Below are 23,969 nucleotides of genomic sequence, written 5' to 3'. Positions count from 1 at the left end.
TTTTTATGTAGCGGCGGTCAGCACCACCGCCCTCAAACGATTACGTTGGAGAGACGGCTGGGTACTCCGCGCATTTATGACTGATGTTTCCCCAGGAAAGCCATCAGCCGATGAACCGGCCGCGAGGTCCGGTTGCACCTTGGGCGCGAATGCTATTCAACAACTCAAAGAAGGTGCAACCTGTTTCGCGAGAATAAGTTGCACCCAAGTGATTTTTCCGGCGAACGCCGCGTTTTTGCTCCTTTTTGGAGCAAAAACGCGGCGCGAAAGAATTAAAAGCACCAAGCAGAAGCGCCGCCCCGGAACCGGAAATCAATTCCTGATGAGCTGCCGATCATTCCGATAAAAAACAGGTTGCACCCGGTTGCACCTCTTTCGGCGCGCGGCTAATCTTGCCGCCAGCTGATGCCACGCAACCGTGGTAAACATGAGGATAAAAATATGGCTACCACCACCCTTGGGGTCAAACTCGACGACCCGACCCGCGAACGCCTGAAGGCCGCCGCGACCTCGATAGATCGCACGCCGCACTGGCTGATCAAGCAGGCAATTTTCAATTACCTGGAAAAACTCGAGGGTGGTGCAACCCTGACCGAGCTGAGCGGTTCGACCCGCACCGACGGCGATGACGCGGGCGAAGTGCAGACCGATCACGCCCACCAGTGCTTCCTCGAATTCGCCGAAAGCATCTTGCCGCAATCGGTGCTGCGCGCCTCGATCACCGCCGCCTACCGCCGCCCGGAACCGGAAGTGGTACCGATGCTGCTGGAGCAGGCGCGCCTGCCGGCCACCATGGCCGAAGCCACCAACAAGCTGGCCGCGACCATCGCCGAGAAACTGCGCAACCAGAAGAGCGCCGGCGGCCGTGCCGGCATCGTCCAGGGCCTGCTGCAAGAGTTCTCCCTGTCGTCCCAGGAAGGCGTGGCCCTGATGTGCCTGGCCGAAGCCCTGCTGCGCATCCCGGACAAAGGCACCCGTGACGCGCTGATCCGCGACAAGATCAGCACCGGCAACTGGCAGCCGCACCTGGGCAACAGCCCGTCGCTGTTCGTCAACGCCGCCACCTGGGGCCTGCTGCTGACCGGCAAACTGGTCGCCACCCATAACGAAGCCGGCCTGACCTCGTCCCTGAGCCGCATCATCGGCAAGAGCGGCGAGCCGATGATCCGCAAGGGCGTCGACATGGCCATGCGCCTGATGGGCGAGCAGTTCGTCACCGGCGAAACCATCGCCGAAGCCCTGGCCAACGCCAGCAAGTTCGAAGCCAAGGGCTTCCGTTATTCCTACGACATGCTCGGCGAAGCGGCACTGACCGAGCACGACGCGCAGAAATACCTGGCGTCCTACGAGCAGGCCATCCACTCGATCGGCAAGGCTTCCCACGGTCGCGGCATCTATGAAGGCCCGGGCATCTCGATCAAGCTCTCGGCCCTGCACCCGCGCTACAGCCGCGCCCAGTACGAGCGTGTGATGGACGAGCTGTACCCGCGCCTGCTGTCGCTGACCCTGCTGGCCAAGCAATACGACATCGGCCTGAACATCGACGCCGAAGAGGCCGACCGCCTGGAGCTGTCGCTGGATCTGCTCGAGCGCCTGTGCTTCGAGCCACAGCTGACCGGCTGGAACGGTATCGGCTTCGTGATCCAGGCCTACCAGAAGCGCTGCCCGTACGTGATCGACTACGTGATCGACCTGGCGCGCCGCAGCCGTCACCGCCTGATGATCCGCCTGGTGAAAGGCGCCTACTGGGACAGCGAGATCAAGCGCGCCCAAGTCGAAGGCCTGGAAGGCTATCCGGTCTACACCCGCAAGGTGTACACCGACGTTTCCTATATTGCCTGCGCCCGCAAGCTGCTGTCGGTACCGGAAGTCATCTACCCGCAGTTCGCCACCCACAACGCCCACACGCTGTCGGCCATCTACCACATTGCCGGTCAGAACTATTACCCGGGCCAGTACGAGTTCCAGTGCCTGCACGGCATGGGCGAACCGCTGTACGAACAGGTGGTAGGCAAGGTCGCCGATGGCAAGCTGAACCGTCCGTGCCGCGTGTACGCACCGGTCGGTACCCACGAAACCCTGCTGGCCTACCTGGTGCGCCGCCTGCTGGAAAACGGCGCCAACACCTCGTTCGTCAACCGCATCGCCGACCAATCCATCTCCATCCAGGAACTGGTGGCCGACCCGGTCAGCCAGATCGAGCAGATGGCGACCCTGGAAGGCGGCTTCGGCCTGCCGCATCCACGCATTCCATTGCCGCGTGACCTGTACGGCAGCGAGCGCGCCAACTCCGCCGGCATCGACATGGCCAACGAACACCGCCTGGCGTCGTTGTCCTGTGCCCTGCTGGCCACCGCCCACAACAACTGGAAAGCCGCGCCGATGCTCGGTTGCGCCTCCAGCAGCGAACCCCCGGCGCAGGTCTTGAACCCGTCCGATCACCGCGACGTGGTCGGCCATGTCCAGGAAGCCACGGTCGAAGACGTCGACAACGCCATCCAGTGCGCGCTGAACGCCGCGCCAATCTGGCAGGCCACGCCGCCGGCCGAGCGCGCGGCGATCCTCGAACGCGCCGCCGACCTGATGGAAGGCGAGATCCAGCCGCTGATGGGCCTGCTGGCCCGCGAAGCCGGCAAGACCTTTGCCAACGCCATCGCCGAAGTGCGCGAAGCCGTGGACTTCCTGCGCTACTACGCGGTGCAGGCACGCAACGACTTCAGCAACGACGCGCACCGCCCGCTGGGTCCGGTGGTCTGCATCAGCCCGTGGAACTTCCCGCTGGCGATCTTCAGCGGCCAGGTCGCCGCCGCCCTCGCCGCCGGCAACCCGGTCCTGGCCAAGCCAGCCGAACAGACACCTCTAGTCGCCGCGCAGGCCGTGCGCCTGATGCTCGAAGCCGGCATTCCGGAAGGTGTGCTGCAACTGCTGCCGGGCCGCGGCGAAACCGTCGGTGCCCGCCTGGTGGGCGACGATCGGGTCAAAGGCGTGATGTTCACCGGTTCCACCGAAGTCGCGCGCCTGCTGCAACGCAATGTCGCCGGCCGCCTGGATGCCCAGGGCCGGCCAATCCCGCTGATCGCCGAAACCGGTGGCCAGAACGCGATGATCGTCGACTCCTCGGCCCTGACCGAACAAGTGGTGATCGACGTCGTCTCCTCGGCCTTCGACAGCGCCGGCCAGCGTTGCTCGGCCCTGCGCGTACTGTGCCTGCAGGAAGACTCCGCCGACCGCGTGATCGAAATGCTCAAGGGCGCCATGGCAGAAAGTCGCCTGGGCAACCCCGAGCGCCTGTCCGTGGACATCGGCCCGGTGATCGACGCCGAAGCCAAGGCCGGCATCGAGAAACACATCCAGGCCATGCGCGACAAAGGCCGCAGCGTGTATCAGGTGGCGATCGCCGATGGCGAAGAAATCAAGCGCGGCACCTTCGTGATGCCGACTTTGATCGAGCTGGAAAGCTTCGACGAGCTGCAACGGGAGATCTTCGGTCCGGTGCTGCACGTGGTGCGCTACAAGCGCAAGGACATCGACCAGCTGATCGCGCAGATCAACGCCTCCGGCTATGGCCTGACCCTGGGCGTGCACACCCGCATCGACGAGACCATCGCCAAGGTGATCGACAACGTCAACGCCGGTAACATCTACGTCAACCGCAACATCGTCGGTGCCGTGGTCGGCGTGCAGCCATTCGGCGGCGAAGGCCTGTCGGGCACCGGTCCGAAAGCCGGTGGCCCGCTGTACCTGTACCGCCTGCTGTCGACCCGTCCGACCGACGCCATCGAGCAGTCGTTCGCCCGTGGCGACGCCCTGAACGCCCCGGACGTGCGCCTGCGCGATGCCATGAGCAAGCCGCTGAGCGCCCTGCAAGCCTGGGCTGCCAGCAACAAGCTGGCCGAGCTCAGCGCCCTGTGCGTGCAGTTCGCGGCGCAATCGCAGAGCGGTGTCACCCGCGTCCTGGCCGGCCCGACCGGCGAACGCAATAGCTATGCGATCCTGCCGCGTGAACACGTGCTGTGCCTGGCGGAAGTCGAAGGCGACTTGCTGAGCCAACTGGCTGCCGTCCTGGCCGTAGGCGGTTCGGCGGTCTGGCCGGAAGGCGAGCCGGGCAAGGCGCTCTACGCCCGCCTGCCGAAGGAAGTGCAAGCGCGCATCCAGCGCGTGGCCGACTGGACCAAGGACGAAGTGGTGTTCGATGCGGTCCTGCATCACGGCCACTCCGACCAGTTGCGCGCGGTCTGCCAGCAAGTGGCCAAGCGTGCCGGCGCCATCGTCGGGGTTCATGGCCTGTCGCAAGGCGAAACCGCGATTGCCCTGGAACGCCTGGTGATCGAGCGCGCCTTGAGCGTCAACACCGCGGCGGCCGGCGGCAACGCCAGCCTGATGACCATCGGCTGAAGCCGTCAGTCAGCTGCATGAAAAAGGGCGCCCTGACCGGCGCCCTTTTTTTTGTCTCAACGCTCCCCGTAGCCGCTGCCGCAGGCTGCGATCGGCCTCGAAGAGGACGTGTTTTTGATGGCATTTGAAGGTCTTGCGGACCTTATCGCAGGCTGCGGCAGCGGCTACAGAGTCTCTATCGCCCTCACGGACAACTGACACACCCTGCCCCCTCGTTTGGCCCCTCCATCACCGCAATCAATCTTGCTATTCAGCGTTTATTCACCTGCCTAGACTCGGCTGAATCCAATCACAGGTAGGCCGCCATGTCCGAGACGCTGCTCAGTTCCCGCAATCTGGCTTTCGAGCTGTATGAAGTCCTCGATGCCGAGGGCCTGACCCAGCGCGAACGGTTCGCCGAGCACAACCGGGAAACCTTCGACGCCGCCCTTGGCACCGCGCGCAGCATCGCCGAGAAGTTCTTCGCCCCGCACAACCGCAAGGGCGATGAAAACGAGCCGCGTTACGAAGACGGCAAGGCGATCCTGATTCCGGAAGTGAAACCCGCGGTCGATGCCTTTCTCGAAGCCGGCTTCCTCAACGCCGCGCGCAGCTTCGAGGCCGGCGGCATGCAGTTGCCGACGCTGTTGTCCCAGGCCTGCTTCGCCCACTTCCAGGCGGCCAACGCGGCCTCCACTTCCTACCCCTTCCTGACCATGGGCGCGGCCAACCTGATCGAAAGCTTCGGCACCGACGAGCAGAAACGGCGCTTCCTGCAACCGATGATCGACGGGCGCTTCTTCGGCACCATGGCCCTGACCGAACCCCACGCCGGCTCGTCGCTGTCGGACATCCGCACCCGCGCCGAACCGGCGGCGGACGGCACCTACCGGCTCAAGGGCAACAAGATCTTCATCTCCGGCGGCGATCACCCGCTGTCGGAGAACATCGTGCATATGGTGCTGGCCAAGCTGCCGGACGCGCCGGCCGGAGTGAAAGGCATTTCGCTGTTCATCGTGCCCAAGTTCCTGGTCAACGACGACGGCAGCCTGGGCCCGCGCAACGACGTGCTGCTGGCCGGGCTGTTCCACAAGATGGGCTGGCGCGGCACCACCTCCACGGCGCTGAACTTCGGCGATAACGGAGAGTGTGTGGGCTATCTGGTGGGCAGGCCGCACCACGGCCTGAGCTACATGTTCCAGATGATGAACGAGGCGCGGATCGGCGTCGGCATGGGCGCGGTGATGCTTGGCTACGCCGGCTACCTGTACTCTCTGGAATATGCCCGCGAACGCCCGCAAGGTCGCCTGCCGGACAGCAAGGACCCGAACACCGCGCCGGTGTCGATCGTCCAGCACGCCGACGTCAAGCGCATGCTGCTGACCCAGAAGGCCTATGTCGAAGGCGCTTTCGACCTCGGTCTGTACGCTGCGCGGCTGTTCGACGACACCACCACCCTGCCCGATGAAGACCAGCGCAAGCAGGCCCACGAACTGCTGGACCTGCTGACGCCCATCGTCAAATCCTGGCCCTCGGAGTTCTGCCTGAAAGCCAACGAACTGGCGATCCAGATCCTCGGTGGCCACGGCTACACCCGTGAATATCCGGTGGAACAGTACTACCGCGACAACCGCCTGAACCCGATCCATGAAGGCACCCACGGCATCCAGTCCCTGGACCTCCTGGGGCGCAAGCTGGCGCAGAACGGCGGCGCGGGCCTCAAGCAACTGATCCGCCTGATCGCCGACACCAGCGAGCGAGCCCAGGCCCACGAGGCCCTGACAGTGCTGCGCCAGCCGCTGGAAAAACTGGTGGCGCGCCTGCAGGCCGTGACCATCGGCCTGCTCACCGACCTGGCCCAGGGCAAGGTCAACAGCAGCCTGGCCAACTCGGCGCTGTACCTGAAAGCCTTCGGTCATGCGGTGATTGGTTGGCGCTGGCTGGAGCAGGCAATTCGCGCGCAGGAAGGCCTGGCCAAGGGCAACGCGGCGGATGTGGGGTTCTACAAGGGCAAGCTGCAGGCGGCGCGCTACTTCCTGACCTGGGAAGTGCCGGCCTGTCATCACGAACTGGCCTTGCTGGAAGCGCGGGACGATACCTGCCTGGGCATGCAGGACGAGTGGTTCTGAAGCGCTAAAAGCATCGCGAGCAATCGAGCGCCGCTCGGCTGCTCGCGAAAACAATCAGTCCGACACCCCCGCAACGGCGTTGCAGGTTGCGGGTAAACCCATCAGTTCTGGCTGATGGTCTTGGAGATCACTTCGACCGTGGCGCTGACTTGCTCTTGGTAACGGTCAAGTTCCTGCTGATGGCGCTTTTGCATTTCCAACTGCTGGGAACACAGGTTCATCGCCGCCAGCACCAGCAAGCGGTCACCGATCAGCGTCGGGTATTTTTTCTTGGTCTCGGCCAGGGTGGCCTTCAACATCAACGCGGCATCCAGCAGGGTCTGCTCTTCCCCGGCCGGCGCCTTGATCGAGTAGTCCTCGCCGAGAATCGAGACGACTTTTACCCCGTCGGCACCCTGCCTCATGCGCTGACAGGACCGGCGCTGACGCGTTCGACCAGGGCCTGGATACGGGCCGCGGTGGCGCCTTGCTTCTCTTCCTGTTCCATCAGGCTCAGTTGCAGGCTTTCGTTCTCATCCTTGGCCTGGGCCAGTTCTGCCTTGAGGGTTTCGTTCGTGCCCGACAGCTCCTGGTTCTGTTGCACCAGGTCACTGACAAGCTGTTCCAATTGGCTTAGGGATGCTTCCAACATTTTGATTTTCCGAGCATTTTTCAAAGGGCGCGTACGATAAAGAAAAGTCACCCTGGATGCCAGGGTTATCCCGGCGCAACGCCTTGACCTGCCTGGCGGGTGACCTTGCCTGCGAACGTTAAAGACTGTCATTCACCCATCTGGTTCCTGACACTTCGTCGCCCATCAGATCTTTCTGAAACTCTCGCTCCAGCTTCAAGAATCCATTTTTCCGCGCGATAGGTCTGGGGAGCCCTATCAACCACCGCGGCATGGATTGCGCACTCTTGAGGTAGATCCCCATGTCTCTTCGCAACATGAACATCGCACCGAGGGCATTTCTCGGCTTTGCATTCATCGGCTGCCTGATGCTGTTCCTGGGCATTTTCGCCCTGAACCAGATGAGCAAGATTCGCGCAGCGACCGTCACCATCTCCACCGACAACATGCCCAGCATCCAGAGCATCGACGAGTTCACCCAGCAGATGCTGCGGCTGCAGGTGCTGTCCTATCGTCTGCTGATCAACCGCGGTCCCGAGGTGCAGGCCAAGACCCGCGAGTCGCTCGAACTGGGCAACCAGCAGATCGAAAAAATCCGCACCACCTATGAAAAGCTGGTCAGCAGCCCGGAAGAGAGCGAAGCCTACGACCACTACCTCAAGCTGCTGGCCGAATACCGCAAGCTCGAAGAACGCATCAAAGAGCTGTCGCGCAACAACCAGCTGGGCGAACTGCAAGAGATGCTGAACAACGAACTGATGAAGAACTCGCAGCAGATCAACAAGGTCCTGAACCTGCTGGTACAGATCAACAGCCAGCGCTCCAAGGCCGCCAACGAGCAGGCCGCCGAGGAATACGCCTCGGCATTCAACCTGGTGGTGGCCCTGCTGGTCCTGTCCACCACCCTGACCGTGGTGTTTGCCTGGTTGCTGACCCGCAGCATTGCCCAGCCCATCGCCAACGCCTTGCATGCCGCGGAACACATCGCCGAAGGCGACCTCACCCAGAGCATCCAGGTCAACGGCCGCGACGAACCCGGGCGCCTGTTGCAGGCCATGGCGACCATGCAGGAAAAACTGCGCCAGACCCTGCTGCATATTTCCGGATCCGCCGGCCAGCTGGCCTCGGCCGCCGAAGAGCTGAACAGCGTCACCGACGAAAGCGCCCGCGGCCTGACCCAGCAGAACAACGAAATCGAACAGGCGGCCACCGCCGTGAACGAGATGACCTGCGCCGTCGAAGAAGTCGCACGCAACGCCGTGAGCACCGCCGAGGCTTCGAACGACGCCACCCAGTCGGCCAGCGAAGGCCGCAACCTGGTGCGCGAAACCGTCAGCGCCATAGAGCTCATGAGCAGCGAAGTTCAGAGCTCGGCCAACAGGATCAGCGAACTGGCCGAGGAGTCGCGCGATATCGGCAAGGTGCTGGACGTGATCCGCGGCCTGGCCGACCAGACCAACCTGCTGGCCTTGAACGCCGCGATAGAAGCCGCCCGGGCTGGCGATGCCGGACGCGGCTTCGCCGTGGTCGCCGATGAAGTGCGCGCCCTGGCCCACCGCACCCAGCAGTCGACCAGTGAAATCGAGCGCATGATCGGCAGCATCCAGAGCGGCACCGAGCACGCCGTCGAGTCGATGCGCACCAGCACCGAGCGCGCCGACTCGACCCTGAGCATCGCCCGTGGCGCCGGCGGTGCCCTGGACACCATCAACACCGCGGTCAACGAGATCAACGAGCGCAACCTGGTCATCGCCAGCGCCGCCGAGGAGCAGGCCCTGGTGGCCCGCGAAGTGGACCGCAACCTGGTGAACATCCGCGACCTGTCGGTGCAATCGGCCACCGGCGCCAACCAGACCAGCGAGGCCAGCCACGAGCTGTCACGCCTGGCCGTGGACCTGAACAGCATGGTGGCGCGGTTCACTTTGTAGGGCCCCACACCCAGTCGCCAACAGCCGCGATCGCCACCTGCGCCAGCCACTACGGATTGGCATGAAGTCCGTCGGTGACCGGCGCCAGGCGACGATTTTTTGCCGCCTGCAAACAGGCGCAAAAGCTTTTTGACAGCATCGTATTTCAACAGGTTAGAATCGCTGGCACGCAGACTGCATGGTCAGTTTGTGCCCGCCTTTCTGCTTCTGGAGTACTGCCTTTGAATGCGACGACCATCAACAGCCTGTTCTTGATCGGCGCGTTGCTGGTAGGTGCGAGCATTCTGGTGAGTTCCCTTTCGTCCCGCCTCGGTATCCCGATCCTGGTGATCATCCTGGCCGTGGGCATGGCCGCTGGCGTCGACGGCGGCGGCATCATTTTCAACAACTACCCGACCGCCTACCTGGTGGGCAATCTCGCACTCGCGGTGATTCTCCTCGACGGCGGCCTGCGCACCCGGGTCTCGAGCTTCCGCGTGGCCTTGTGGCCCGCGTTGTCGCTGGCCACCGTCGGCGTGATGATCACCACCGGCCTGACCGGCATGGCGGCCGCCTGGCTGTTCGACCTGAACCTGATCCAGGGCCTGCTGATCGGCGCCATCGTCGGCTCCACCGACGCCGCGGCGGTGTTCTCGCTGCTGGGCGGCAAGGGCCTGAACGAGCGGGTCACCGCCAGCCTGGAGATCGAGTCGGGCAGTAACGACCCGATGGCGGTGTTCCTCACCGTCACCCTGATCGACATGCTCGCCAGCGGCCAGACCGGCCTGCACTGGAGCCTGCTGGGGCACCTGCTGCGCGAGTTCGGCATCGGCGGCCTGATCGGCCTGAGCGGCGGCTGGCTGATGCTGCAACTGGTGAACCGCATCAACCTGGCCACCGGCCTGTACCCGATCCTGGTGATCGCCGGCGGCCTGGTGGTCTTCGCCCTGACCAACGCCCTGCACGGCAGCGGCTTCCTCGCGGTGTACCTGTGCGGCCTGGTGATCGGCAACCGCCCGGTGCGCAGCCGCCATGGCATCCTGCATATGCTCGACGGCATGGCCTGGCTGTCGCAGATCGGCATGTTCCTGGTGCTCGGCCTGCTGGTCACGCCCCACGACCTGCTGCCCATCGCCCTGCCGGCGCTGGGCCTGGCGCTGTGGATGATCCTGTTCGCCCGCCCGCTGTCGGTGATGGTTGGCCTGTTGCCATTCAAGGCCTTCCACGGCCGTGAGAAAGCCTTTATTTCCTGGGTTGGCCTGCGCGGCGCGGTACCGATCATTCTCGCGGTGTTCCCGCTGATGGCCGGGCTGCCCGAGGCCCAGCTGTACTTCAACCTGGCCTTCTTTATCGTGCTGGTGTCCCTGCTGGTGCAGGGCACCAGCCTGCCGTGGGTCGCCAAGCTGCTGAAAGTCACGGTGCCACCGGAACCGGCGCCGATCTCCCGCGCCGCCCTGGAAGTGCATGTCACCAGCGAATGGGAGCTGTTCGTCTACCGCCTTGGCGCGGAAAAATGGTGCATCGGCGCAGCGTTGCGCGAACTGAAAATGCCCGAAGGCACCCGTATCGCCGCCCTGTTTCGCCACCAGCAACTGCTCCATCCGTCGGGTAGTACGGTGCTGGAAGCCGATGATTTGCTCTGTGTCATCGGCCATGAACACAACCTGCCAGCCCTCGGAAAACTCTTCAGCCAGGCCCCGCAACGAGGCCTCGATCTGCGCTTCTTCGGCGACTTCGTTCTCGAAGGCGACGCCCAGCTGGGCGCGGTTTCGGCGCTGTACGGGCTGAAACTCGAAGGGCTCGATCCGGACATGCCACTGAGCCGCTTCATCACCCAGAAAGTGGGGGGCGCCCCGGTGGTCGGCGACCAGGTGGAATGGAACAACACCATCTGGACGGTTGCCGTGATGGAGGGGAACAAGATCAGCAAAGTGGGCGTCAGATTCCCCGAAGGAAGTCGCCCGGGCCCCGGACTCTTCCTCTAAACTGCCTAACTTCTCATCCAGCTTGACCGGTCTTTATGCCAATCCTGCGTACCCTTTTCGCCATTGCCCTGCTGGGCCTGAGCCTTTCTGTCGGCCCACTGCAAGCGGCCGAGCCGCCCAGTGCCGAGTCCGTCCAGCAGAGCCTGGATAAAATCGCCGAGCGCAAATTGCCGGAGGCCGATCAAAAGGCCCTGCAAGCGGTGCTGCAACAGACGCTGACCCAGCTGTCGAACAAGCAGGATTACGAGCAGCGCCTGAACGATCTCAAGCAGCAGCTGAGCAACGCCCCGCGCCAGACCAGCGAGAACCAGCGCGAGCTGACCCGCCTGAAGGCCACCAAGGTGGTGCCGGTGGCCCAGCGTTACGCCAACCTGCCGGTGTCGCAGCTCGAACAGCTGCTGACCGAGCGCACCACCCAGCAGGGTGACATGCAGAAGGCCCTGGCCGAGGCCAACAGCCTGGCCATTACCGCGCAGACCCGCCCCGAGCGCGCCCAGGCCGAGATCAGTAGCAGCCAGACCCGCACCCAGCAGATCAATACGATCCTCAAGAACGGCAAGGACGCCGGCAAGCCGATCAACGCCGACCAGCGCAATCAGCTCAATGCCGAACTGGCGGCGATCAACGCGCTGATCCCGCTGCGCCGCCAGGAACTGGCCGGCAACAGCCAGCTGCAGGACCTGGGCAACAGCCAGCACGACCTGCTGATGGAAAAGACCGCCCGCCTGGAGCAGGAAATCCAGGACCTGCAGACCCTGATCAACCAGAAGCGCCTGGCCCAGTCCCAGGAAACCGTCACCCAGCAATCGATCGAAGCGCAAAAGGCCGGCAGCAGCAGCCTCCTGGCCACCGAAAGCGCGGCCAACCTGAAGCTCTCCGACTACCTGCTCAAAAGCACCGACCGCCTCAACGAGCTGACCCAGCAGAACCTGCAGACCAAGCAGCAACTCGACAGTGTGACCCAGAGCGATGCCGCGCTGGACGAGCAGATCAGCGTGCTCAAGGGCAGCCTGCTGCTGTCGAAGATCCTCTATAAACAGAAGCAGGCGCTGCCGCACTTGCGGCTCGACCGCGACCTGGCCGACCAGATCGCCGACATCCGCCTGTATCAGTTCGAGGTCAACCAGCAACGCGAGCTGATCAGCAGCCCCAGCAGTTACGTCGACAACCTGCTGGCTACCCAGCCGTCCGAGCAGGTCACCCCGCAGCTGCGCAAAACCCTGCTGGACCTGGCCATCACCCGCGCCGACCTGCTGGAACGCCTGAGCCGCGAGCTGAGCGCGCTGCTCAACGAATCCATCACCCTGCAGCTCAATCAGAAGCAACTGCTGAGTACCTCGCAAAGCCTGCGCGCGACCCTCGACGAACAGATGTTCTGGATTCCCAGCAATAAGCCGCTGGACAGCGAATGGCTGCAGACCATACCGCTGCGCCTGACAAAACAGGTCACCACCCTGCCCTGGTCGTCCAGCCTGAGCGAGCTGGCCGACGGCCTGGCGCAACGGCCGCTGCTGTTCCTGCCATTGCTGTTGCTGATCGCGGCCCTGCTGTGGCGGCGCAAGAACCTGTACCTGCGCCTGAACAAGGTTCACAAGGACATCGGTCACTTCAAGCGCGACAGCCAATGGCACACGCCGCAGGCAATCCTGGTCAACATCCTGCTGGCGATGCCGGTCGCCCTTGGGCTCGCGCTGTGCGGCCTGGCCTTGCAGATCGACGCCCGCGGGCAGAACGCCAACCTCGGCGCGGCGCTGCTGCAGATGGCCCAGGCCTGGCTGGTGTTCTATACCGCCTACCGGATCCTCGCCCCTGGCGGCGTGGCGGAACTGCACTTCCGCTGGGAGAAGCCCCAGGTCGAGTTCCTCCAGGGCTGGATCCGTCGCCTCGGGCTGGTGGTCATGGCCCTGGTGGCGGTGGTCGCCGTGGCCGAACATCAACCGGCGGCGCTGGCCGATGACGTGCTCGGCATCGCCGTGGTCCTGACCTGCTACGCCCTGATGGCCTGGCTGCTCAGCCGCCTGTTGCTGAGCAGCCCGACGCACCAGAACGCCTCGCTGTTCCGCAAGGCGGTGGCAGTGCTGTTCACCGCGCTGCCGATCGCCTTGTTCATCGCCGTGTGCTTCGGCTACTACTACACCGCGCTGAAGCTCAGCGACCGCCTGATCAATACCCTGTACCTGCTGATGTTCTGGCTGGTGATCGAAGCCACTTTCGTCCGCGGGCTGGGCGTCGCCGCCCGTCGCCTGGCCTACCAGCGGGCCCTGGCCAAACGCCAGGCCGCCAAGGAAGCCGGCGACGGCGAAGCGGTGGTCGAAGAGCCGACCCTGGACATCGAGAAGGTCAACGAACAGTCCCTGCGCCTGATCCGCCTGGCCCTGCTCGGTGGTTTCATGGCCGGGCTGTACTGGGTCTGGTCGGACCTGATCAGCGTGTTCTCCTACCTGGACAACATCACCCTCTACGAATACACCAGCGGTACAGGCGCCAACATGAGCATGGTGCCCATCAGCATCGGCGACATGCTCGGCGCGCTGATCATCGTCGGCATCACCTTCGCCCTGGCGCGCAACCTGCCGGGGCTGCTGGAAGTGCTGGTACTGTCCAGGCTGAACCTGGCCCAGGGCAGCGCCTACGCGACCACCACGCTGCTGTCCTATGTGATTGCCGGCGTCGGCTTCGTCTCGACCCTGTCGACCCTCGGCGTCAGCTGGGACAAGTTGCAATGGCTGGTGGCTGCGCTGTCGGTGGGCCTGGGTTTCGGCATGCAGGCGATCTTCGCCAACTTCATCTCCGGCATCATCATCCTGTTCGAGCGGCCGGTGCGCATCGGCGACACCATCACCATCGGCAACCTGTCGGGCACAGTGAGCAAGATCCGCATCCGCGCCACCACCATCACCGACTTCGATCGCAAGGACATCATCGTCCCGAACCAGACCTTCATCACCGGGCAACTGATCAACTGGTCGCTGACCGACACCGTCACCCGGGTGACCCTCAAGCTCGGCGTCGACTACGGCTCGGACCTGGACCTGGTCAAGGAGCTGCTACTCAAGGCGGCCCGCGATAACCCGCGGGTACTGAAAGAACCCGAGCCCCATGTGTACTTCCTCAACTTCGGCGAAAGCACCCTGGACCACGAACTGCGCATGCACGTGCGCGAGTTGGGGGACCGCAACCCGGTGCTCGACGAGGTCAACCGCTTCATCAACCGCGAGTTCAAGAAGCAGCACATCAACATCTCGTTCCGCCAGATGGAGGTCTACCTGAAGAACCTGCATGGCCAGGAATACAAGATGGTGCCCATCGAGCCGGAGACCAAGACCATAGTCCCGCTGCCCGACGGCAAACCGCTGCAGGAACCGCCCTCCAGCAGGCTCGACTAAGGGCGCTATCCCTAGCAGAATGCTCGGACATTCTGCTGGAGATGGCCGTTGAAAGCCCTCGACGAACTGAGCTTCGACAATCGCTTCGCCCGCCTGGGCGACGCGTTCTCAACCCATGTACTGCCCGAGCCGATCGACCGCCCACGCCTGGTGGTGGCCAGCCCGGCGGCCATGGCGCTGCTGGACCTGGACCCCGAGGCCGCCGAAAGCCCGGTGTTCGCCGAGCTGTTCGGCGGGCACAAGCTGTGGGCTGAAGCCGAGCCTCGGGCGATGGTCTATTCCGGGCATCAGTTCGGCTCCTACAACCCCCAGCTGGGCGATGGTCGCGGCTTGCTGCTGGGCGAGGTGTACAACGCCGCCGGCGAGCACTGGGACCTGCACCTCAAGGGCGCCGGCCAGACCCCCTACTCGCGCATGGGCGATGGTCGCGCCGTACTGCGTTCGTCGATCCGTGAGTTCCTCGCTTCCGAGGCGCTGCACGCCCTGGGCATTCCGACCACCCGGGCGCTGTGCGTGATCGGCTCCGACACCCCGGTCTGGCGCGAGAAGCAGGAACGCGCAGCAATGTTGCTGCGCATGTCGCCCAGCCATGTCCGCTTCGGCCACTTCGAATACTTCTATTACACAAAACGCCCCGAGCAGCAGAAACAGCTGGCCGAGCACGTGCTGGCGATGCACTTCCCCGAGTGCCTGGAGCAACCGGAACCCTACCTGGCGATGTTCCGCGAGGTGGTCGAGCGCAATGCCGAACTGATCGCCAAGTGGCAGGCCTACGGTTTCTGCCACGGGGTGATGAACACCGACAACATGTCGATCCTCGGCGTGACCTTCGACTTCGGGCCGTTCGCCTTCCTCGACGACTTCGATGCGCATTTCATCTGCAACCATTCCGACGACCAGGGGCGCTACTCGTTCAGCAACCAGGTGCCGATCGGCCAGTGGAACCTCAGCGCCCTGGCCCAGGCGCTGACGCCGTTCATCAGTGTCGAGGCCCTGCGGGAAACCCTCGGCCTGTTCCTGCCGCTGTTCCAGGCCCATTACCTGGACCTGATGCGCCGCCGCCTCGGCCTGACCAGCGCCGAAAACGAGGATCAGAAGCTGGTGGAGCGCCTGCTGCAACTGATGCAGGGCAGCGGCGTGGACTACAGCCTGTTTTTCCGCCGCCTGGGGGATGAATCAGCTGAACTGGCCGTGGCCCGGCTGCGCGACGACTTCGTCGACCGCCAGGGCTTCGATGCCTGGGCCGATCTGTACAAGGCCCGGGTCGCCCGCGATCCGGTCCAGGGCCAGGACCTGCGCCGCGCGCGCATGCACGCGGTCAACCCGCTGTACATCCTGCGCAATTACCTGGCACAGAAGGCCATCGATGCCGCCGAGCAAGGGGATTACTCCGAGGTGCGCCGCCTGCACGCGGTGCTGAGCAAGCCGTTCGAACAACAGGCCGGCATGGACAGCTACGCCGAACGACCGCCCGAATGGGGCAAGCACCTGGAAATCAGTTGCTCGTCCTGAGGGGTCAGATAAAGGTTTCCATCGAAACCTTGAAACGTGCGGCCAGCCAGCGGATCTGCCGCAGGTTGAGCTGACGCTTGCCGCTCAGGATCTCCGAGACTACCGACTGCGCGCCAACGCCGGGCAGGTCGCTCTGGGTCAGACCGTGTTCGCGCATCATGTAGCGCAACACATCTACTCCGCTGGCGACAGGCATCGGGCGATGCTCAAGGTCATAGGCCTCGATCCAGTCCCCAATGATGTCCACCAGGCTGTTGAGAGGATGGGCCTCATCTTCCCCTGTCAGGTCCAGCAACTCGTCAAGGGCCTGAACCAGCCTGTCGTAATCAGCCTCGGTTTTCGGCTTGCGCAGCAACGGCGCAACGAACTGCCAGTGTTCGGCCACTTGTTCGATCAGCGCACTCATCCTCGATCCTCCTTCCACTTGCCCCGGTCATATTCACGGTGGTCCAACACATGGCGGATATAGAGCTTTTGCGTCGTGTAACGGACCAATGCAATCAGCCGTATCTTGTTGCCACCGATATCGAACACATGCAGTGGTCCGACCTTGTCCACCGCCGGAAACATCGCCTTCATCGCGGCAAAATCCGCAAGCCGATTGCGCTTAAGTGCGCGATACCAATCATCCAGCGCCTTGGCCGAGTGCGGCCATTTTTCCTTGGCATCCCAAATTCGTTTAGCCGTGATTACGCGCATGCAAAGTCCTTATCGCATACTGCTATAGCAGCCTAGGGGGTGAGACAACTTATCGCAAGTTGCTATATATGCTCTCGGACCAATGGCACGGAGCATTGCCTCTCTCCAGCCTAGAACCGGGCAGACAGTTGCCGCGCAAAGATGTATGAGCGCATGCAACAGCTTGATAAATCGCCCTGCAGACTCCAGATCGAGACCATCGCCCACTTATCCCGGAGCCCTCTCATGTCCGATCCACTGCTGATCCCCTGCCCCCATTGCAATGGGTTGAACCGCATCCCCGCCGAGCGCCTGGGCGACCAGCCCAAATGCGGGCGCTGCAAAGGCCAGGTGTTGCTGAACCAGCCTTTCGAACTGAAACAAGGCGACTATGCCAGCCAGATCAAGGGTGACCTGCCGTTGCTGGTGGATGTCTGGGCAGATTGGTGCGGGCCGTGTAAATCCTTCGCGCCGGTATTCAAGCAGGCGGCGGCGCAATTGGCGGGCAAGTGCCGGCTGGCCAAGCTCGACAGCGAGGCCAACCAGCAACTGTCGGCGCAGTTGGGAATCCGCTCGATTCCGAGCCTGATTCTGTTCAAGAACGGACGGGAAGTGGCACGCCAGAGTGGCGCCTTCCCGTTACCGCAACTGATGAGCTGGTTGCGCAGCCAGGGCATCTGACCGCTATTTCGAAATCGCCTTGAGCCTCGCTCCTACAGAAGAGGGTCAGGCGCTTTCCAGCAGGTTGTGCAGGTCGACGAATTGCTGGGTCAGCTTGTGCCGAGGGTCGAGGTGGATCAGTGGCAGGCTGGCCTGGTGGGATTCACGCATGCGCACCGAACTGGCCAGGTACACCGGCAAGACCGGCAGGCCTTCGGCGATCAGTTCATCGAGCATCTGCTGGGGCAGGCTGGCGCGGGCCTGGAACTGGTTGACCACGATGCCTTCGACCTGCAAGTCCTCGTTGTGGTCGTCCTTGAGCTCTTCGATTTCAGCCAGCAGGCCGTACAGCGCCTGACGGGAAAAGCTGTCGCAGTCAAAGGGAATCAGCACCCGATCGGCGGCAATCAGCGCCGAAACCGCGTAGAAATTCAGGGCCGGCGGGGTGTCGAGGTAGATCCGGTCGTAGTCCTCGGCCAATTCGTCCAGCAGTTTGCGCAGCTTGTTGATCTTGTGCTTCGCCTCAAGCTTGGGCTGCAGATCCGCCAGCTCGGCGGTGGCCGTTACCACGTGCAGGTTGTCGAACGGCGTTTCGTAGATGTCGACCTGGTTCTTCTTCGAGAACGGTCCGGAAGACAGGGTCTGCTTGAAGAAGTCGGCGATCCCCATGGGGATGTCGTCGCCGGTCAGGCCGGTGAGGTATTGAGTGGAGTTGGCCTGGGCATCCAGGTCCACCAGCAGCGTGCGATACCCTTCGCTGGCGCTCACAGCCGCCAGATTGCAGGCAATGCTCGACTTACCAACTCCCCCTTTCTGATTGAACACCACGCGCCGCATGTCAGAACCTCCCTGCATCAAAGATCACCGAGTGTAGTAGCGAGCAGCGCTGCTTCGCTACCTCGCTGACGGCAGACCGCCAAGTCAGTTCCAATGACCGGAATCGGCTGTGGATTCAACCGGTCGATGCAACAGATTGGCTAAATCGTTCAGCGGGCGTTTCGTAGTTTAGGGTTTTCCGAGGACGGCTGTTCAGCTGCCTTGCTACTTCATTGAGCGTGGCTTGCGAGTGCTCCGCAAGGTCGGTCCCTTTCGGGAAGTACTGTCTTAACAACCCGTTGGTGTTCTCATTTGATCCCCGTTGCCAGGGACGATGAGGGTCGCAGAAGTAGACTTTGATGTCGGTAGCCACCGTAAAACGTTTATGGTCCGCCATCTCTTTGCCGCGATCCCACGTCAGCGATTGGTAGAGTTCCTCGGGGAGTTCGCGGGCGTTTTCGATCAGGGCGCTGATGACCGTCTCGGTGTCCTTACCGGCCAACTTCACCAGCATTACGTAACGGGTATGACGCTCCACAAGAGTGGCAATTTGGCTGTTCCTGCTACCGCACAGCAGGTCACCCTCCCAGTGACCTGGCACCGCCCGATCCTCAGCCGTGGCCGGGCGTTCGCGGATCGATACCGCGTCTGTGATTCGACCGTGATTTTCTTTCTTCTGCGTGTGATGGCGCGAGCGACGCATGGCTCGTGTTCGCCGTAAATGCTCAAGCAACTCCTTCTTCAGAGCCCCGCGAGCCTGTATGAAGAGGGTGCGATAGATCGTCTCGTGTGACACCTGATAGCTCGTATCGTCCGGGTAGGTGCGCTTCAGCCAGCCGGCAATTTGTTCCGGTGACCACTGCAATTGAAGCTTGTCTGCAACAATTTGCGCCACCGCTCGGTTCTCAACAAGCTTGCAGACCTTGGGTCGATGTGCCCGATCCCAAGCCGCCTGATCAGCCTGATTTGCCCGGTAGCATCCTTGGCCACCGTTGCGTCTGATCTCACGGCTGATGGTCGAGGCTGCTCGCCCTAGCTGCGTTGCTATGGAACGGATCGAGTTACCTGCCACTACTGAACGCGAAATCTCTTCGCGTTCAGCCAACGTCAGCGCCAATCTGGACCTGCGCCGTACAGCGGGTCTGATCCCCCCGGTCTCCGCCAAGATGCGCTGTATCGATGAGTGGTTTCGATCAAATAGTTGGGCGATCTGCTGGAGAGAGTCGCCTTTCCGCCAGTGATCCCACATCAGTTTTTTCTGGCTTTCGGTGTAATAGATCCGAGGTCTCTGCTTCATCTGCAACACTCCTTCTGCTCACACAGAATTTAGTTGTGTTGCGTCGACCGGTTGAATCCACAGCCTAGACTTTCTGAAAGTCTGCGCCTCCCCGCCCGGCGCCACTCAATAATGGCCAAATGACACTTTTTTCCTGTCGAATGGGTCATTTCCACTGAGTGAAACATAACCAATGTTTGCTACCTGCCAGTCACACCGGGATAATGCGCGCCACTCGGCTGTAGCTCCGTGCCAGGTGAGTCTTCGATCGAAACGCCTGACCACGTCAAGTAAGCCCGCAGGGGCGGGATGAATTTTCAAGTGATCAACTTCAACATCGCTCAATGGCGCGCGTGGGCCCCTGGGCTCGAAAGCGTGGACGATTGGCAGGCCTGGCGCCGACAACCGGTCGTGCTCGAGAGCAGCGATGCCGCCCCCGACGTATCGTTTCTACCGGCCATGCAACGCCGGCGTCTCAGCCGTCTGGCGCGCATGGCCTTCAGCGTGGGCTGGCCGCTGGCCGAAGGCCTGGAACAACTACCGTTGGTCTTTATTTCCCGGCATGGCGAAACGCCGCGGACCTTCGACATCCTCAGCGACCTGGCGGCCGACCAGCCGTTGTCCCCGACCCAGTTCAGCCTCTCGGTGCACAACGCGGTGATCGGCCTGTGGTCGATCATGCGTGGTGAAACCAGTGAAATGACCGCCCTCGCCGCCGCTGGCGACGGCCTCGAACACGGCATGCTAGAGGCCGCGGCGCTGCTTGAGGAAGGCGCTCAGGCAGTGCTGCTGGTGGTCACCGAAGAGCAGCCGCCCGCCGCCTATGCCACCTGGATCGACGACGTGCCGTTCCCCTATGCGGTGGGCCTGTTGCTGACCCCCGGCAAGCAGTGGCAACTGACGCTCGGGACCGCCACCGAGGAAGCGCCACGCGCCGAGTGGCCCCATGCCCTGAATCTCTTGCGTACCCTGCTCGGCGAGCAGACCTCCTGCCAACATGCTTGGAAGAACCGTGTATGGAACTGGCAACGCAACCTGTAAACACAAAACCCCGCGACGCCTACTACTGGCGCCTGGTCGCCACCGCGGCGAGCTTTGCCTTGTTCGGCCTCGGTGGCCTGTGCCTGCGCCTGGTGATTTTCCCGCTGCTCGCCTGCCTGCCCGGCGACGCCGAAGCGCATCGCCAGCGCGCGCGTCGCACCATTGGCCGGCTGTTCTGGCTGTTCATCCGCTTCATGGCCCGCAGCGGCGTGCTGACCTATGACGTCGAAGGCGCGGAAAAGCTCGGCCGCCCCGGACAAATGATCATTGCCAACCACCCGTCGCTGATCGACGTGGTGTTCCTCATCGGCCTGGTGCGCAACGCCAACTGCGTGGTCAAGCAGAGCCTGTGGCAGAACCCCTTTACCCGCGGCCCGATACGCGAAGCCGAATACATCAGCAACGACGGCAGCATGGACATGCTCGACGCCGCCGGCGAAGCCCTGCGCAATGGCCAGACCCTGGTGATCTTCCCCGAGGGCACCCGCACCCCGCCAGGCCAGGCGCCGGCCTTTCATCGGGGGGGCGCGGCAATCGCCTTGCGGGGTGCGAGAATCATCACCCCGGTGGTCATCAAGGTCAGCCCGACCACCCTGACCAAGGCCGAACCCTGGTATCGCATCCCGATGCGCCGCGTGCACTTCAGTTTTCGCGTCGGAGCCGATATAGACCCGTATGCCTTTGCCGCCCAAGGCCCCGCACCGCAGGCCTCGCGCAAGCTCAACGATTACTTGCATCACTACTTCATTAAGGAGCTCGCCGAAGATGAGCGATCTGCACCAGGAAATTAAAATGCTGATCATCGATGCCCTGGGCCTCGAAGACATCAGCGTGCAAGACATCGGCAACGAGCAGACGCTCTTCGGTGAAGGCCTGGGCCTGGACTCGGTCGACGCCCTGGAGCTGGGCCTGGCGATCCAGAAACGCTACGGCATCAAGATCGACGCCGACGCCAAGGACACCCGCAACCACTTCACCAACGTGGCGAGCCTTGCGGCGTTCGTCACTGCAAAGCAGGCAGCTTGAGACCGGACCATGCAAACTCGTGACGACATCTTCAACACCTTGCGTGATGCCCTGGTGGAACTCTTCGAACTGGAACCGGAACGCGTAAGCCTGGAATCCAACCTGTATCAAGACCTGGAAATCGACAGCATCGATGCCGTCGACCTGATCGATCACATCAAGCGCAAGACCGGCAAGAAAATCGCCGCCGAGGAATTCAAGTCGGTGCGTACCGTCAATGACGTGGTCGAGGCGGTATACCGTCTGGTCCAGCCGGCCGCATGAGCCGGCTGATCGGCCTTGGCCTGCTGCTGGCGGGCCTGTTGTATCCCTTTGCGGTGTATTTCGGCATGGAGCATTTCGCGCCATGGCAGTTCGGCCTGTTGCTCGGCAGCCTGTGGCTGGCCCGGGCCCTGACCGGCGAACGGCGTCCCGGCAGCCTGTCGATGGCGGGTGCGGCCCTGGTCTTCTGCCTGTTGCTGGCGCTGTTCGACAGCCCATCGTTATTGCGCTGGTACCCGGTGCTGGTCAGCGGCTTCATGCTCACGCTGTTCGGCCTGAGCCTGAAATTCGGCCCGCCGGTGGCCGAACGCCTGGCCCGCCTCGGCGAGCCGGAACTGCCGGAAAAGGCGATTCGCTATACCCGCCAGGTGACTGTCGCCTGGAGTGTATTTTTCCTCTGTAACGGATTGCTCGCCGCCGCCCTGACCCTGTGGGCGCCGCTGAGCTGGTGGACGTTGTACAACGGCCTGATCGCCTACGGGTTGATGGGTTTGCTGTTTGCCATTGAATGGCTGTTACGACAACGCGTACGAGGCCGCGCATGAATTGGATAAAACTTGAGCACCTGCTGCTCAAGTCGCTGCCGGAACGGGCCGTCACGCTCGAACCGGCACTCGATCACAGCAAGCTGCGGCACCAGGCCCTGAGCCTGGCCGCGGGCTTGCAGGCCAGGGGCGTACAGCGCCTGGCCCTGCACCTGGAAGATGCCGCCGAGCTGGCCATCGCCCTGCTCGGCGCCTGGCGTGCCGGGGTCAGCGTACTGTTGCCCGCCGACCTGCAACCGCAGACCCGGCAACGCTGGTCGACCCAGGTCGATCTGTGGCTGACCGACCAGCCCGGCGATGCCCACTTGGCCGACTTCGACCAGCCGCCATTGCCCGCCGCCGAACTCGACCTCGACACCTGCCGCCTGAGCCTGTGCACCTCCGGCTCCAGCGGCGACCCCAAGCGCATCGACAAATCCCTGCGCCAGCTGGCCAACGAAGTCGAGGCCCTGGAGCAACTGTGGGGCGAGGGATTGGGCCAGGCCTGCATCATCGGCAGCGTCGCCACCCAGCATATCTACGGCCTGCTGTTCCGTGTGCTCTGGCCACTCTGCGCCGGGCGCACCTTCGTCCGCCGGCAGCTGCCGTTCCCGGAAGACCTGCAGCGCGCCAGCCGCGAACACCCGGCCTTTGCCTGGGTCGCCAGCCCGGCGCTGCTCAAGCGCATGGGCGACAACCTCGACTGGCCGGCCCTGAGCCCGGTGCGCCGGGTATTTTCCTCCGGCGGCGCGTTGCCCGCCGACGCCGCGCAAGGCCTGCACCAGCGCCTGCGACAATGGCCGACGGAGATCCTCGGCAGCTCGGAAACCGGCGGCATTGCCTGGCGCCAGGGCGACAACCTGTGGCAAGCCTTCGCCTGCGTCGAGCTGAGCCAGGACAGCGACGGCGCCCTGCTGATCGCCTCGCCCTACCTGCCGGCCGGGCATGTCGAACACACCGCCGATGCCGCGCGCATCGCCGCCGATGGGCGCTTCGAGCTGCTCGGGCGCCTGGACCGGATCGTCAAATTGGAAGAAAAACGCATTTCCCTGCCGATGCTGGAACAGGCCCTCATCGGGCATGCCTGGGTCGCCGAAGCGCGCCTTGGGGTGGTCCGGGAAAACCGCGCCTCCCTCGGCGCGCTGCTGGTCCTCAGCGAACAAGGCCTGCACGCCTTGCGCAATCAGGGTCGTCGGGCCCTCACGCAAGCCCTGCGTCAGCACCTGAGCCAGTATTGCGAGGCCCTGGCGCTACCACGCCGCTGGCGCCTGCTGCGCCAGTTGCCCCTGAACAGCCAGGGCAAGCTGCCCCAGGCCGATGTCGAAGCCCTGCTGCTGGCCCCGCGTCCACGAGCGCCGGAAGTGCTGGAACAGCTCGAGGCCGACGGCGAATGGAGCCTGCAACTGGCGATCCCGCCGGACCTGGCCTACTTCAGCGGCCACTTCCCCCAGACCCCGGTGCTGCCGGGCGTGGTCCAGGTGGACTGGGCATTGGCCCTGGGCCAGCAGTTCCTCGGTCTGCCGGGCCGCTTTGCCGGCATGGAAGTGCTGAAGTTCCAGCAACTGGTGCGCCCCGGAGACCAGGTGCAATTGCACCTGCGCTTCGATCATGAGCGCGGCAAACTCTACTTTGCCTATCGCAATGACACCGCCGCCTGCTCCAGCGGCCGCATCCTGCTGGAGAACGCCTGTGGGTAAGTTATTGACCCCAGGCGAGCGCAGCCCCCAGCGGCTTTTTGCAGCCGCTGACGAAGGCTGCGATCGGCCGCGCGGCGGACGCCTGGG

At 63.3% G+C, this 23,969-nt stretch carries 19 protein-coding genes and 1 pseudogene; 14 read left to right on the top strand and 6 right to left on the bottom strand.

All coding sequences use genetic code 11. From position 1 onward, the window contains the following. Window positions 1–441: 441 nt before the first annotated feature. Together putA and H0I86_RS02480 are read left to right on the top strand one after the other, a co-directional pair. On the top strand, window positions 442–4,395 hold the full coding sequence (gene putA, locus H0I86_RS02485) for a trifunctional transcriptional regulator/proline dehydrogenase/L-glutamate gamma-semialdehyde dehydrogenase (RefSeq protein WP_180923873.1): 3,954 nt from the start codon (window positions 442–444) through the stop codon (window positions 4,393–4,395). 305 nt (window positions 4,396–4,700) lie between these two features. Then, entirely contained in the window at window positions 4,701–6,503 is a 1,803-nt protein-coding gene (locus H0I86_RS02480; RefSeq protein WP_180923871.1) for an acyl-CoA dehydrogenase, read from the top strand. Between the two features lie 101 nt (window positions 6,504–6,604). Here H0I86_RS02480 and H0I86_RS02475 read toward each other — a convergent pair whose 3' ends face one another. Both H0I86_RS02475 and H0I86_RS02470 read right to left on the bottom strand, forming a co-directional pair. Beyond that, window positions 6,605–6,907: a cell division protein ZapA gene (locus H0I86_RS02475; RefSeq protein WP_009041856.1), complete on the bottom strand. Its 303-nt coding sequence runs from the start codon at window positions 6,905–6,907 to the stop codon at window positions 6,605–6,607. After that, window positions 6,904–7,134, bottom strand: a complete 231-nt coding sequence (locus H0I86_RS02470; RefSeq protein ID WP_007926810.1) for a hypothetical protein — start codon at window positions 7,132–7,134, stop codon at window positions 6,904–6,906. The genes H0I86_RS02475 and H0I86_RS02470 overlap by 4 nt, the downstream gene beginning before the upstream one ends. Before the next feature lie 281 nt (window positions 7,135–7,415). Here H0I86_RS02470 and H0I86_RS32420 point away from each other — a divergent pair. From H0I86_RS32420 to selO, 5 genes and pseudogenes are all read left to right on the top strand, one after another. Next, window positions 7,416–8,138 (top strand): annotated as a pseudogene (locus H0I86_RS32420) (MCP four helix bundle domain-containing protein); the annotation flags it as partial. A gap of 30 nt (window positions 8,139–8,168) precedes the next feature. Beyond that, window positions 8,169–9,041: a methyl-accepting chemotaxis protein gene (locus H0I86_RS32415; protein ID WP_373369417.1), complete on the top strand. Its 873-nt coding sequence runs from the start codon at window positions 8,169–8,171 to the stop codon at window positions 9,039–9,041. Between the two features lie 221 nt (window positions 9,042–9,262). Further along, window positions 9,263–11,005, top strand: coding sequence for a potassium/proton antiporter (locus H0I86_RS02460; RefSeq protein ID WP_007926822.1), 1,743 nt, complete (start codon window positions 9,263–9,265; stop codon window positions 11,003–11,005). A 35-nt stretch (window positions 11,006–11,040) separates the two neighbouring features. Beyond that, entirely contained in the window at window positions 11,041–14,391 is a 3,351-nt protein-coding gene (mscK, locus tag H0I86_RS02455) for a mechanosensitive channel MscK (RefSeq protein ID WP_180923867.1), read from the top strand. Window positions 14,392–14,439: 48 nt separating this feature from the next. Beyond that, window positions 14,440–15,903: a protein adenylyltransferase SelO gene (gene selO / locus H0I86_RS02450; protein WP_180923865.1), complete on the top strand. Its 1,464-nt coding sequence runs from the start codon at window positions 14,440–14,442 to the stop codon at window positions 15,901–15,903. A 4-nt stretch (window positions 15,904–15,907) separates the two neighbouring features. On the opposite strand, the gene H0I86_RS02445 is transcribed toward selO, so the two are convergent. Next, entirely contained in the window at window positions 15,908–16,309 is a 402-nt protein-coding gene (locus tag H0I86_RS02445; RefSeq protein ID WP_023970159.1) for a helix-turn-helix domain-containing protein, read from the bottom strand. Then, window positions 16,306–16,602, bottom strand: coding sequence for a type II toxin-antitoxin system HigB family toxin (locus H0I86_RS02440; RefSeq protein ID WP_023970158.1), 297 nt, complete (start codon window positions 16,600–16,602; stop codon window positions 16,306–16,308). Before H0I86_RS02440 ends, H0I86_RS02445 begins: the two co-directional genes overlap by 4 nt. A gap of 225 nt (window positions 16,603–16,827) precedes the next feature. Between H0I86_RS02440 and trxC the strand changes: the two genes are divergently transcribed. Continuing rightward, window positions 16,828–17,262, top strand: a complete 435-nt coding sequence (gene trxC, locus H0I86_RS02435) for a thioredoxin TrxC (RefSeq protein ID WP_180923864.1) — start codon at window positions 16,828–16,830, stop codon at window positions 17,260–17,262. Window positions 17,263–17,307: 45 nt separating this feature from the next. Here the strand turns inward: trxC and H0I86_RS02430 are convergent, their stop codons facing one another. Then, a complete protein-coding gene (locus tag H0I86_RS02430) occupies window positions 17,308–18,078 on the bottom strand; it encodes a ParA family protein (protein ID WP_007926828.1) in 771 nt (256 codons plus the stop codon). 115 nt (window positions 18,079–18,193) lie between these two features. After that, window positions 18,194–19,354 (bottom strand): IS30 family transposase, encoded by a 1,161-nt coding sequence (locus H0I86_RS02425; protein WP_180923861.1) that lies wholly within the window; start codon window positions 19,352–19,354, stop codon window positions 18,194–18,196. 288 nt (window positions 19,355–19,642) lie between these two features. Here H0I86_RS02425 and H0I86_RS02420 point away from each other — a divergent pair, with 288 nt between their 5' ends. The 6 genes from H0I86_RS02420 to H0I86_RS02395 are packed head-to-tail and all read left to right on the top strand — an operon-like array spanning window position 19,643 to window position 23,882. Further along, window positions 19,643–20,374: a beta-ketoacyl synthase chain length factor gene (locus H0I86_RS02420; protein WP_180923860.1), complete on the top strand. Its 732-nt coding sequence runs from the start codon at window positions 19,643–19,645 to the stop codon at window positions 20,372–20,374. After that, window positions 20,350–21,165: a lysophospholipid acyltransferase family protein gene (locus tag H0I86_RS02415; RefSeq protein ID WP_016704468.1), complete on the top strand. Its 816-nt coding sequence runs from the start codon at window positions 20,350–20,352 to the stop codon at window positions 21,163–21,165. The genes H0I86_RS02420 and H0I86_RS02415 overlap by 25 nt, the downstream gene beginning before the upstream one ends. After that, the gene (locus H0I86_RS02410) at window positions 21,140–21,400 is read left to right on the top strand and encodes a phosphopantetheine-binding protein (protein ID WP_007926834.1); all 261 of its coding nucleotides are present in this window, start codon (window positions 21,140–21,142) and stop codon (window positions 21,398–21,400) included. The genes H0I86_RS02415 and H0I86_RS02410 overlap by 26 nt, the downstream gene beginning before the upstream one ends. A gap of 9 nt (window positions 21,401–21,409) precedes the next feature. Beyond that, window positions 21,410–21,664, top strand: coding sequence for an acyl carrier protein (locus H0I86_RS02405; RefSeq protein WP_007926835.1), 255 nt, complete (start codon window positions 21,410–21,412; stop codon window positions 21,662–21,664). Next, window positions 21,661–22,206 (top strand): COG4648 family protein, encoded by a 546-nt coding sequence (locus H0I86_RS02400; protein ID WP_180923858.1) that lies wholly within the window; start codon window positions 21,661–21,663, stop codon window positions 22,204–22,206. Before H0I86_RS02405 ends, H0I86_RS02400 begins: the two co-directional genes overlap by 4 nt. Then, window positions 22,203–23,882: an acyl-CoA synthetase family protein gene (locus H0I86_RS02395; protein WP_180923856.1), complete on the top strand. Its 1,680-nt coding sequence runs from the start codon at window positions 22,203–22,205 to the stop codon at window positions 23,880–23,882. Before H0I86_RS02400 ends, H0I86_RS02395 begins: the two co-directional genes overlap by 4 nt. The last annotated feature ends 87 nt before the right edge of the window (window positions 23,883–23,969 follow it).

It is taken from the genome of Pseudomonas chlororaphis subsp. aurantiaca (genome assembly GCF_013466605.1).
GTDB classification, from domain to species: domain Bacteria; phylum Pseudomonadota; class Gammaproteobacteria; order Pseudomonadales; family Pseudomonadaceae; genus Aquipseudomonas; species Aquipseudomonas chlororaphis_I.
This window is presented reverse-complemented; position numbering and strand designations above follow the sequence as displayed.

Excerpts from the sequence above, each read along its gene's own strand:
- putA (WP_180923873.1), top strand. The coding sequence starts at position 442 with ATGGCTACCACCACCCTTGGGGTCAAACTCGACGACCCGACCCGCGAA.
- H0I86_RS02480 (WP_180923871.1), top strand. The coding sequence starts at position 4,701 with ATGTCCGAGACGCTGCTCAGTTCCCGCAATCTGGCTTTCGAGCTGTAT.
- H0I86_RS02475 (WP_009041856.1), bottom strand. The coding sequence starts at position 6,907 with ATGAGGCAGGGTGCCGACGGGGTAAAAGTCGTCTCGATTCTCGGCGAG.
- H0I86_RS02470 (WP_007926810.1), bottom strand. The coding sequence starts at position 7,134 with ATGTTGGAAGCATCCCTAAGCCAATTGGAACAGCTTGTCAGTGACCTG.
- H0I86_RS32415 (WP_373369417.1), top strand. The coding sequence starts at position 8,169 with ATGGCGACCATGCAGGAAAAACTGCGCCAGACCCTGCTGCATATTTCC.
- mscK (WP_180923867.1), top strand. The coding sequence starts at position 11,041 with ATGCCAATCCTGCGTACCCTTTTCGCCATTGCCCTGCTGGGCCTGAGC.
- H0I86_RS02445 (WP_023970159.1), bottom strand. The coding sequence starts at position 16,309 with ATGAGTGCGCTGATCGAACAAGTGGCCGAACACTGGCAGTTCGTTGCG.
- H0I86_RS02440 (WP_023970158.1), bottom strand. The coding sequence starts at position 16,602 with ATGCGCGTAATCACGGCTAAACGAATTTGGGATGCCAAGGAAAAATGG.
- trxC (WP_180923864.1), top strand. The coding sequence starts at position 16,828 with ATGTCCGATCCACTGCTGATCCCCTGCCCCCATTGCAATGGGTTGAAC.
- H0I86_RS02430 (WP_007926828.1), bottom strand. The coding sequence starts at position 18,078 with ATGCGGCGCGTGGTGTTCAATCAGAAAGGGGGAGTTGGTAAGTCGAGC.
- H0I86_RS02425 (WP_180923861.1), bottom strand. The coding sequence starts at position 19,354 with ATGAAGCAGAGACCTCGGATCTATTACACCGAAAGCCAGAAAAAACTG.
- H0I86_RS02420 (WP_180923860.1), top strand. The coding sequence starts at position 19,643 with ATGAATTTTCAAGTGATCAACTTCAACATCGCTCAATGGCGCGCGTGG.
- H0I86_RS02415 (WP_016704468.1), top strand. The coding sequence starts at position 20,350 with ATGGAACTGGCAACGCAACCTGTAAACACAAAACCCCGCGACGCCTAC.
- H0I86_RS02410 (WP_007926834.1), top strand. The coding sequence starts at position 21,140 with ATGAGCGATCTGCACCAGGAAATTAAAATGCTGATCATCGATGCCCTG.
- H0I86_RS02405 (WP_007926835.1), top strand. The coding sequence starts at position 21,410 with ATGCAAACTCGTGACGACATCTTCAACACCTTGCGTGATGCCCTGGTG.
- H0I86_RS02400 (WP_180923858.1), top strand. The coding sequence starts at position 21,661 with ATGAGCCGGCTGATCGGCCTTGGCCTGCTGCTGGCGGGCCTGTTGTAT.
- H0I86_RS02395 (WP_180923856.1), top strand. The coding sequence starts at position 22,203 with ATGAATTGGATAAAACTTGAGCACCTGCTGCTCAAGTCGCTGCCGGAA.